10 protein-coding genes and 1 pseudogene are annotated in these 9480 nt (G+C 56.8%); 4 read left to right on the top strand and 7 right to left on the bottom strand.

All coding sequences use genetic code 11. The annotated features are described in order from the left end of the window. Positions 1-11 precede the first annotated feature (11 nt). Positions 12-254 (bottom strand): ferredoxin family protein, encoded by a 243-nt coding sequence (locus HMPREF0178_RS02325; RefSeq protein ID WP_005026716.1) that lies wholly within the window; start codon positions 252-254, stop codon positions 12-14. Positions 255-488: 234 nt separating this feature from the next. Further along, positions 489-1199 (bottom strand): Crp/Fnr family transcriptional regulator, encoded by a 711-nt coding sequence (locus HMPREF0178_RS02320; protein ID WP_009378693.1) that lies wholly within the window; start codon positions 1197-1199, stop codon positions 489-491. 320 nt (positions 1200-1519) lie between these two features. Here HMPREF0178_RS02320 and HMPREF0178_RS02315 point away from each other — a divergent pair, with 320 nt between their 5' ends. From HMPREF0178_RS02315 to HMPREF0178_RS02305, 3 genes are all read left to right on the top strand, one after another. Further along, entirely contained in the window at positions 1520-1894 is a 375-nt protein-coding gene (locus HMPREF0178_RS02315) for a YgiW/YdeI family stress tolerance OB fold protein (protein ID WP_009378691.1), read from the top strand. 107 nt (positions 1895-2001) lie between these two features. Continuing rightward, complete coding sequence (locus tag HMPREF0178_RS02310; protein ID WP_232281219.1) at positions 2002-2679, top strand: response regulator transcription factor; 678 nt, start codon at positions 2002-2004, stop codon at positions 2677-2679. 43 nt (positions 2680-2722) lie between these two features. Continuing rightward, on the top strand, positions 2723-4054 hold the full coding sequence (locus HMPREF0178_RS02305) for a sensor histidine kinase (RefSeq protein ID WP_232281166.1): 1332 nt from the start codon (positions 2723-2725) through the stop codon (positions 4052-4054). Positions 4055-4290: 236 nt separating this feature from the next. On the opposite strand, the gene HMPREF0178_RS02300 is transcribed toward HMPREF0178_RS02305, so the two are convergent. From HMPREF0178_RS02300 to HMPREF0178_RS02290, 3 genes are all read right to left on the bottom strand, one after another. Then, complete coding sequence (locus tag HMPREF0178_RS02300) at positions 4291-5073, bottom strand: class I SAM-dependent methyltransferase (protein WP_009378684.1); 783 nt, start codon at positions 5071-5073, stop codon at positions 4291-4293. Positions 5074-5138: 65 nt separating this feature from the next. Continuing rightward, the gene (locus HMPREF0178_RS02295; RefSeq protein WP_009378681.1) at positions 5139-5807 is read right to left on the bottom strand and encodes a thermonuclease family protein; all 669 of its coding nucleotides are present in this window, start codon (positions 5805-5807) and stop codon (positions 5139-5141) included. Then, on the bottom strand, positions 5807-6094 hold the full coding sequence (locus HMPREF0178_RS02290; RefSeq protein WP_005026731.1) for a hypothetical protein: 288 nt from the start codon (positions 6092-6094) through the stop codon (positions 5807-5809). The genes HMPREF0178_RS02295 and HMPREF0178_RS02290 overlap by 1 nt, the downstream gene beginning before the upstream one ends. 261 nt (positions 6095-6355) lie before the next feature. Here HMPREF0178_RS02290 and ettA point away from each other — a divergent pair. Continuing rightward, a pseudogene (gene ettA, locus HMPREF0178_RS02285) lies at positions 6356-8037 on the top strand (energy-dependent translational throttle protein EttA). Positions 8038-8125: 88 nt separating this feature from the next. On the opposite strand, the gene fabD reads toward ettA, so the two are convergent. Together fabD and HMPREF0178_RS21885 are read right to left on the bottom strand one after the other, a co-directional pair. Beyond that, positions 8126-9073 (bottom strand): ACP S-malonyltransferase, encoded by a 948-nt coding sequence (gene fabD / locus HMPREF0178_RS02280; RefSeq protein WP_009378671.1) that lies wholly within the window; start codon positions 9071-9073, stop codon positions 8126-8128. Between the two features lie 8 nt (positions 9074-9081). Further along, positions 9082-9480 (bottom strand): hypothetical protein (locus tag HMPREF0178_RS21885; RefSeq protein WP_009378670.1); only part of this gene is annotated, 399 nt, incomplete at its 5' end.

Raw genomic sequence — 9480 nt, 5'->3', positions numbered from 1 at the left:
ATGCTGTGGGGTCATTCTTTGGGTTTGAGGGAATCGGAGTCCACATAGAGCAACATGTGCGTCAGAGGAAGCCGGAGTTCGATCGCCTTGGCCCGGCAATCAAGAACACAGGCGTTGCAATGCCAGCATTCATAGGGGCGGCGTACTTCAGGAATTTTGTCTTTCTTGGGATCGTGGCGAAAGACTTGGAGCGGGCACACGTCCGCACACATGCCGCAACCAATACATTTGGTCCTGTCGATGACTGGGGGCATATTCGTTTCCTCCTGAGCAAAACGGTGTTTTCCGAAGTTGGGGCATCATGAGATGCCTTTGTGTGTTCTTTCTTTCACAATACGGGTGAGTGCGACTATCGCATATGCGACAAAACGCAAAAAAAAGCCCGTCATGAAGAATGACGAGCTTTTTTGTTGTTTTATATTATACTGAAATAATTTAGTTAAAATAAAAACAAACTAAATAGATATTTTTTCACGAAAAGGCGGGCTTTACAGGTGCGCCATATGGCGCAGCCGTTCCATATCAATGATTTCCACGCGGCGGCAGGTAAAGCAGGCAATGATGGCTTCCTGTTTGAGGTGCTGGATTGCCCGCGCCAGCGTAGCGCGATGGACGCCGAACACGGAAGCGAGCTGTTCCTGCGTCATGCCGAGAGGGAACTCGTCGGAACCCCGTTCAAGGCTGAGGGAAATAAGAAAGCGGCTGAAACGGGTGACGAAATCATCCATAAGCATGTCAGTGAGATACGTATGGTAGGTGAGGACCAGCGTGCCGAGCAATTCGATAACGGAAAGCATGAGGTTGGGATACCGGGCGGCGAAAACGGCATCATGCAGTACCTTTCCCGGAATTTGCCAGATTACGGCGTCGGTCATGCACCGATACTGGCCGGATGCCTCACGCCGGGTGGCCGCGGGAGCGAGGTTGAAGATGCTTCCCGCTTCAAAGGAAACGACCGAACGCATCCTGCCGTCGATCGTGTCGAAAACCACATGGACTTTCCCTTCATCAATATAAAAGAGATCGAAACAGGTTTCGCCCTCAACCTTGACGATGCTTCCGGCGGAGTGGCGCTGCTTGGTACCAAGATGCAGTATTTCGTGCCATGCCGTAGCCATGTTTCCGATCTTTGGAACGGCAAAGGGGGCGAACAGGGGCAGCTTGCCGGACGAAACGGGGAGACTGTCGTGCTTGGCCATGATTGCACCTCCAGAGTATAAAGTGTGCAATAGTCCCGAGTGGAAAACAAGGGCCCGGCCTTAACGGCGCGGGAGTTCCCTCGGGGCGGATGCTGCCGGTGGTTGCTGAGCGTGCCGGAGGCCGCAAAAAACCGTATTCCGGCCGCTCCGTTTTTTTACTGCGAATTCAGTGAGAAAAAAGGACATCGCATGGTGATGAAGATGCGAAGAGTGCGGGAGGGCGCTTGAGAGAATTTTTTTTTGCTCTTAACATTCTCTTCACGCCCTGTGTAGCATGATAGCTTCACCAACGAAGAGAACCCCCATAAAGGAGTATCCGTATGCGTTACATCATGGCTTTGCTGCTTTCTTTGGCTTTGGCAGTTCCCGCTTTCGCGGGTTTTGAGGGACCTAATGCCAGTACTGGCGGATTCGCTGGCCCCGGCCCTCAGACCATTACGAAAGCGGCGCAGGTACAAAATGCCCTTGATGATACCCCCTGTACGCTGGAAGGGAATATTCTGGAACGCCTCAGCAAAAACAAGTATGTATTTCAGGATGATTCCGGAAAGATAACGGTAGAAATCGGTCAGCGGATCTTTGGTCCCAATAGGGTAACGCCGGAGACGCGGGTGAGGCTGACGGGCGAGGTGGATCACAAGAAGCAAGGGCGCGCCAATGAAGTGGACGTGCGGTACCTTGAAATCGTGAAGTAGTTCGTTCGGGAAGGCGGGCGCGGAGATTCTCTGTGCCCGCCTTTTGTTTATGGGCATTGCCGGAAGACCGTTTGCAGGAAGCGGAGGAGCGCATGGAAGCAGGCCGGATACGTGCACTGATTATTGAAGACAACCAAGATATTACCGCAAATCTGTACGCGTTCCTCGAACCTCTCGGCTATGAGCTCGACTGTTCCGCCAACGGCCATATCGGACTGGAGATGGCGGTGGCGGGTACCTTTGACGTCATCGTGCTGGATATCATGCTTCCGGGGATGGACGGGTTGGCGGTGTGCCGGGCTTTACGGGAAGATCATGTCGATCCGACGCCGATTCTCATGTTGACGGCCCGTGATACGGTTGCGGATCGTGTGACGGGGCTTGATTGCGGAGCTGACGACTATCTGGTCAAGCCGTTTTCGATGAAGGAACTGGACGCCCGGTTGCGTGCGCTGGTGCGCCGCGCGCGGGGGCGGCAGACCCGCAGCGTCTTATGTTGGGAAGACATTGACCTTGATCCCGCAGCCCACAGCGCAACCCGGAGCGGGGTGCCCCTGCGTTTGAGCCCAACAGGGTTCGTCATTTTGGAGACATTGCTGCGGGCCGCTCCGGCCGTCGTCCCCAGAACGGAACTTGAACAAGCCATCTGGGGGGATTTTCCGCCGGACAGCGATGCCTTGCGTACCCATATCCATGAATTGCGCCAGAAGCTGGATAAACCGTTTACCTGTCCGCTTCTCAAGACGATCCCGCATGTAGGCTATACGTTGGTTCGGCATGAATAAAACACCGTCGTCTCTTAATGGACTCTGTGCCGGTTGCAGCGCCTTGTGGCGGGCAATATGCCTTTTCCGTCCGCTGGCGGCATTGCGTGATCGGGTGGCGCGGCGAGTCAGGACACGTTCGCTCAGCAGGCGCATCGCGGAGGCGTTCCTCGTCTTGACGCTGGTCACCGGAGGGATATTCAGCCTGAGCGCCTACCTTTCGTATGACTATGCGATTACGCATGTCATCCGGTGGCATATGGAACCGATCATGCATGTGCTCATAGCCGCTGAGGAAGGGCGCACTCTCCGTAAGGGAGAAAGGCTTTCCGTAGACAGCGAGCTGCTTGCAAAGGAACTGAAGGTAAAATGGTACGTCGGGGAAGCCATTCCTGATGATTTGCGTCCGGAGCGTTCCAAGGTGCGTGAGCTCGTGCGCATCAAACGGGATCGCTATGCCATGACATACCGGGACAAGGAGGGGCAAGAGTACGCCATTGTCGGCAAGATCAAGGACCTTGACGACTTGGAAGAGGTGATGGCCGATATTGCGCTGGCATGTGTCGCGGGGAGCCTGATCGGGGCGGGATTGCTGGCTTATTGGTTGAGCCGCCGGCTGGTCTCGCCGCTTGTCGAGCTGACCGGCAGGGTCAACCGGGGCGAAGCTCTGGATGACACCCTATTGTGTTCTCGGGATGACGAGGTCGGAGAGCTGGCGCGGGCGTTCGCAGGGAGGGAGCAGGCCTTACGGGAGTTTTTGAACCGGGAACAGCTGTTCACTGGGGACGTCAGCCATGAGTTGCGCACTCCGCTGACCGTATTGCAGGGCGGGGTGGAGATTTTGGAAAGCCGCTTGGGCGGAGATGACAAACTGCTTCCGATTGTGGTCAGAATGCAGCGGACTGTTGCGTCCATGACGGCGATGGTCGGTACAATGTTGCTTCTTGCGCGTAAGCCGGAGCAGTTGGAATTCCGGCCTTTCGATCTGTGTGTGCTGGCGAGGCAGGAGGAGGTGGAGATCCGGGAACGCTTGCGAGGGAGGCCTGTCACCTTTTCCAGTCTGTTGCCCGACCGGCTGACGGTTTTGGGAAGCCCTGAGTTGGCCGCCATGGTTTTGCACAATCTGCTCGACAACGCATGTCGCTATACCGAACAGGGCCGCATTCTGTTGGAGTTCCGTGCGGATGAAATGCTTCTGACGGATACCGCTCCCGTCATCGATCCTGATGTGCGCACACGCATGTTTGAACGGGGCGTGCGCGGGACCAGCAAAAGCCCCGGAAGCGGGCTGGGGCTCTCTCTTGTGCTGCGCGGCTGTGAACGCTTGGGCTGGAAAGTGGCGCACGAGCATTGGGAAGGCGGAAACCGTTTTCGTGTGCGCTTCTCTCAAGGGTAGGGTTCGGATGCCGGGGCTGCGACATTCTAAGGAAATACGCTGATGAAGCCTTTTGATGGATGAGCCAGGCCGAGAGGGGGCGGTTATGGCCGTTTTCAGTCGCAGGAGCGCCGCTGCCGTGATGGGGCAAAGGGCGGGGGGAGTGCCCTTTGCCTGAGCCATATCTCTCCCGAAGGTATTTCGGCTGAGAATACTGTCGTTCTTTGAGGGGGGCACCCCAAGAGGAGGGACATCCATCAGGGACGGGAAGGAGCCCCCTCCCGGCTGGCCTCGGGCTGGAGCCCCGTATAGACTTTGAACGCTTTCTCTTTGGCGCGAAGGAGTAAAGGCGTCAGGGGGACACGCGGCATGGTGTCGATGCAGAGGCCGAGATATGCCCCGATGGGCAGCGGCGTTTGCAGGCTGTTGATCTTCCCCCAAAGCCCTTCTTTCTTCCATGTGTTTGGCGGGCCAAGCAATACGGATCGGAAAGAGAGGGTGGCCTTGGGACGGATTCGCCTGACCATACGGGCCAGCGACCAGAAATTCAGGTTATGGCGTCTGTGCCTGTACTCAAGGGTGGGACGGTGCAGGCGCCTTTGTATCTGATAGAGCGAAAAACTGTTCATAAAACCGATGATGACGCCGCGATGGGAAACTCTGATGGCTTCGCGCAGTACGTCTTCCGGGTTGTCCACGTATTCCAACACGGTGAGCAGAGCTGCGTAATCGAATTCTTCATCGTCGAAAGGGAGATGTTCCGGGCGGCCCAGCTGGAATTCAGCCCGGTTCCCCAGCCGTTCCCTCGCCATGTCGAGCAGGTCAGTACCGGTATCAAGCCCCGTGACATCAAATCCATAGTGCCAGAGCATCTCCAAAAAGATACCCGCTCCACACCCTATGTCCAGAAGCGTATGCCCGCGCCGGGGCCACTGAGAGATCAAGTGTTGAAAAAGGCGGTTTTCCTGAGTGATGGCATAGGTTCCCTCAGGCGTTGCATACCAGTTATGCAGGAATTGGGCTGTTTCGGCGTTCCACATCTTTGCCTCCACGTTCTGTATTCATGAGAACAGAGTATCCTTTTGGTGGAGTGCAGGAAAGCCCCTTACTCTGCGGACGGCCAGATGCCGCATGGCCTTGCCGGCGCATAGCCCAACCTGAACGCCTCTTCGAGATCCGAAAAGCGGATTTGATTTTTTTTCGAAATATTGGCCGTGCGCAGACATGCTTTGGAGAAAAAACGTTTGCTGTTCCTATTGCCGATGTAGGGCTCCTGAGCCTGAGGGCGGGTCAGGATGAACCCCCAGCAGCCCGCGCGCTTGTCCAGTGCGTCCTTTTGAGCCGCAGTCAGGCGGCGTACCAACTGGCTGGGGAGGTTCTTGTGCGCGTAAAAAGAAGCCATGCCCTGCTGGAGAAGCTGTTCATTGAGGGAACGCCCGTCGGGAAGGATGATTTCCGCGACAAGCCTTTGATACCGATCTCGGGATGCCCCGGGAAGCGGGATGACCTTGACCCGCTGTTTCCGTGTCCGCTCGCAGGTGAAGCGCGCTGCCTCGCGGGCATAATACTGGGGCGGGGTATCCTTGGAGCCTTTCTCAGGGGTATCGACTCCGGCAAGCCGGACGCGCTGTCCCGTATCAAGCACAAGCGTGTCTCCGTCCGTACACTGCGTCACGGTGGCTGAAAACAAGCCGTCCGCATGGGCGATGGCCGTCTGAAAAACGAAAAAAGCCGTCACGAGGACGGCGGAAAGCATTTGGGCAAGGGTGTGCATCAAGCGTCCGCGAGCCAGCCGGAGAGGGCATCCACGATCTTGCGAGCCTGTTCCGCGCTGGATATGTTGAATTTGGACTTTTGGCGGTATTCGCCCCCCGACTTCTGATAACGGCGGATAGCATACTTGTCCGGACCGTATTCGCCCGTTTCCGCGTCGAGCTCCTGATAGCGGAAAAGGATTGTCGTCCATGCCCCCTTGGAGAGGATGACCTTGTCCAGTTCCTTGATGAGGATCTGCCCGGATTCTTCGTATTCAATAGTGATTTCGTCTGGTGTGCTGCTCATAACAGTCCTTTCGCCACGCTGTTGCGCACAGTGGCTTTTAAAATGAAAGTTCCTCCTAACGTGTTTCGTAGCTATACGCAAGAGTCCGAAAGAAAATGGCTGGAACAAGGAACGGGAATGAAATGATGGGTCCGGAACCGGTCGAGGCTTCGTCCCACTGGACAAAATTTTTTCTGTCTGTAACATATCATGAGTTCATTCAGACTCTGTCGTTGAAGCGGAACGTCCAACGATGGGGCCATTTTTTTGTAAGGAGATTTCATGAGCAACGAACCCGATAAGATTATTTATTCCATGATCCGCGTGTCCAAGCGTCATGGGCAGCGTGAAGTGTTGAAAGATATTTCCCTTTCCTATTTCTACGGCGCGAAGATCGGCGTCCTCGGCCTGAACGGATCGGGCAAATCTTCGCTGCTGAAGATCCTTGCGGGCGTGGATCAATCCTTTGAAGGAAAGACCGTGCTGGCTCCCGGCTATACCATCGGTTATCTGGAGCAGGAACCGCTGGTCAACGAAATGCGGACCGTCCGTGAAGTCGTGGAGGAAGGGGCGCAGGAACTTGTTAATTTAGTCAAGGAGTTCGAAGAGATCAACGCCAAATTCGCCGAGCCCATGGAGCCGGAGGAAATGGATAAACTCATCGAACGCCAGGGGCAGGTGCAGGAGCTCATGGATGCGAAAGGTGCATGGGATCTTGACTCCAAGCTTGAGATGGCGATGGATGCCTTGCGGTGCCCTCCGGGGGACACGCCCGTTTCCGTCATCTCCGGTGGTGAAAAGCGCCGTGTGGCGCTGTGCCGCCTGCTGCTGCAGAATCCCGATATCCTTCTGCTCGACGAACCTACCAACCACTTGGACGCCGAATCCGTGGCGTGGTTGGAACGGTACCTCCAGAATTTCCCCGGTACGGTCATTGCCGTGACCCACGACCGTTACTTCCTCGACAACGTCGCGGGATGGATTCTCGAGCTGGATCGTGGCCGCGGGATTCCATGGAAGGGCAATTATTCCTCTTGGCTGGAGCAGAAAGAAAAGGCCTCGCTCAGGAAGACAAGGCCGAGGACGAGCGCCGCAAGACCCTCAGCCGTGAGTTGGAATGGATCCGCATGTCCCCCAAGGGGCGTCATGCCAAGGGCAAGGCGCGTATCAACGCCTATGAGGCCATGCTGAGCCACGAAAGCGAAAAGCGGGCTCCCGAACTGGAAATCTATATCCCCGCAGGCCCCCGTCTGGGCAAGAAGGTCATTGAAGCCGTGGGCGTCAGTAAAGCCCTCGGCGACAAGGAGCTGATGGAAGACGTAAACTTCATCATTCCGGCGGGTGCTATCGTGGGCATCATCGGCCCGAACGGTGCGGGTAAGACGACGCTCTTCAAGATGCTTGTTGGGCAGGAAAAGCCTGACGCGGGCACGTTGACCATCGGTGACACCGTTCAGTTCGCGTATGTGGATCAGCAGCGTGAGTCCCTGACGCCGGGCAAGACCGTATATGAGCTGATCAGCGACGGTGCCGAGACGATCAAGCTTGGCAACCGGGAAATCAACGCCCGCGCCTATTGTTCCCGTTTTAACTTCACCGGCTCGGATCAGCAGAAGAAGGTTGACGTCCTGTCCGGCGGCGAACGGAACCGCGTACACACCGCCCGGATGCTCAAATCCGGTGCCAACGTCATCCTGCTTGACGAACCGACCAACGATATTGATGTAAACACCATGCGTGCCCTTGAGGACGGTCTGGAAAATTTCGCGGGCTGCGTACTGGTCGTCAGCCACGACCGCTGGTTCCTCGATCGTATCGCTACGCACATTATGGCGTTTGAAGGCGATTCGTCGGTCGTGTTCTTTGACGGGAACTATTCGGAATACGAGGAAGATCGCAAGAAGCGCCTCGGTAAGGACGCGGATCAGCCGCACCGCTTGAAGTTCCGCAAACTGACCCGATAGAGAGATTGATCCGATACAAAGGAAGGGAGGGCGTTTTTCAACGTCCTCCCTTCCTTTGTATCGGGCGGTTTTGATTTGGCGTGAGGGATTAGGCGAAGGCGTTCACGCCTTCCAGAGAGCCAACAGCTGTGATGGTGACTTCTTCCTCCACCGGAACGGCGTCGAGGATGGGTTTGACCATACGGGAGAGGGTTCCCTTCGGGCCCACTTCAACCCATGAGCGGATACCGTCGTGCCACTGGTTGGCGATTGTATCGATCCACAGGACCGAGGAAATCATCTGAACGGTGGCGAGTTCGCGCAGGCTTTCGCCATCAGTCACCGCTTTGCCGGTCACATTGCTGTAAACGGGAAAACGCGGTCTGGACCACGTCATCTTGTTGAGCGCCTTGGCGAGTTCCTGCGCGGCCGTATCCATCAGGGGGCTGTGGAAGGCTCCGCTGACCGGAAGGGAAACCACCCGGCCTTTCTTTTCCTTAACGAGCGGAAGGGCCGCTTCCACCGCCGCCTTGGTCCCGCTGATGACGAACTGGGCCGGGGTGTTGTGGTTGGCCACAATGAGGATTTCTCCCGTGGCTTCAGCAGCGGCCTTGGCGATTTCGTTCACGGCTTCGCGGTTGAGCTTGAGGATTGCCGCCATGCCGCCCTTGCCGTCGGGATCGGCGTCCGCCATCAGCTTCCCGCGCCGGCTCACCAGTTCAAGGGTCGATTCGGGGGACAGGGCTCCGGCAGCGGCCAAAGCGCTGTATTCGCCAAGGCTGTGGCCTGCGGCGCAGGCGGGGGACAGCTTTCCGGAAAGCGCCTGCCACAGCGTCACGTTGACGACCGTCAACGCGGGCTGGAGGTGCTTGGTGTCGGCCATGAGCGCCGCGTCGTCGCTTTCCCAGTAGACGGCGCGCAGGGGAAGGCCGCTGATCTGTTCGGCTTTTTTCCAGAGCTCCATGGCTTCTTTCGATGCTTCGGCAACATCGCGGCCCATACCGGGCTCTTGGGAGCCTTGGCCGGGGAAAAGGACGGCGGTGGGGACAGTAGACATATTGACCTCTACTTTTTGGGGATTGGGGTCGGGCTGATGGCCTTGAGCAGGCCGGGGAGATTGCGCCGGACAACGTCGAGTTCGTCGTCGCTCACATTGGGCATTTCAACGGGGGGCTCCTTCGTGATGGCGTCCCCTTGCTGGATGATGGCGACAGCGGCGGCGGCCCGCCCCATAATGCAGAAAAAGCGTTCCGGTTTCCAGCCTGCAGCCTTAATGTATCCGGCGGCGTTCTCGGAATAAAGGAAATCGGGTTCACCCGCTTCATTGACGATCGGGTGGGCCTTTTCCTTGTTGGTTTTGATCCATGCCCGGAAACGGGGAAGATCGGCGATAAATTGGTTGAGTTCCTTTTCGGAAAACGGAGGCTGGTTGTACAGCGTTTCCGCCGAAGCGGGGAGTACGGT

This window comes from Bilophila sp. 4_1_30 (assembly GCF_000224655.1).
Taxonomy (GTDB): Bacteria; Desulfobacterota; Desulfovibrionia; order Desulfovibrionales; family Desulfovibrionaceae; genus Bilophila; species Bilophila wadsworthia.
This window is presented reverse-complemented; position numbering and strand designations above follow the sequence as displayed.

Coding starts and splice junctions, on each gene's coding strand:
- HMPREF0178_RS02325 (WP_005026716.1), bottom strand. CDS start 254: ATGCCCCCAGTCATCGACAGGACCAAATGTATTGGTTGCGGCATGTGT.
- HMPREF0178_RS02320 (WP_009378693.1), bottom strand. CDS start 1,199: ATGGCCAAGCACGACAGTCTCCCCGTTTCGTCCGGCAAGCTGCCCCTG.
- HMPREF0178_RS02315 (WP_009378691.1), top strand. CDS start 1,520: ATGCGTTACATCATGGCTTTGCTGCTTTCTTTGGCTTTGGCAGTTCCC.
- HMPREF0178_RS02300 (WP_009378684.1), bottom strand. CDS start 5,073: ATGTGGAACGCCGAAACAGCCCAATTCCTGCATAACTGGTATGCAACG.
- HMPREF0178_RS02295 (WP_009378681.1), bottom strand. CDS start 5,807: ATGCACACCCTTGCCCAAATGCTTTCCGCCGTCCTCGTGACGGCTTTT.
- HMPREF0178_RS02290 (WP_005026731.1), bottom strand. CDS start 6,094: ATGAGCAGCACACCAGACGAAATCACTATTGAATACGAAGAATCCGGG.
- fabD (WP_009378671.1), bottom strand. CDS start 9,073: ATGTCTACTGTCCCCACCGCCGTCCTTTTCCCCGGCCAAGGCTCCCAA.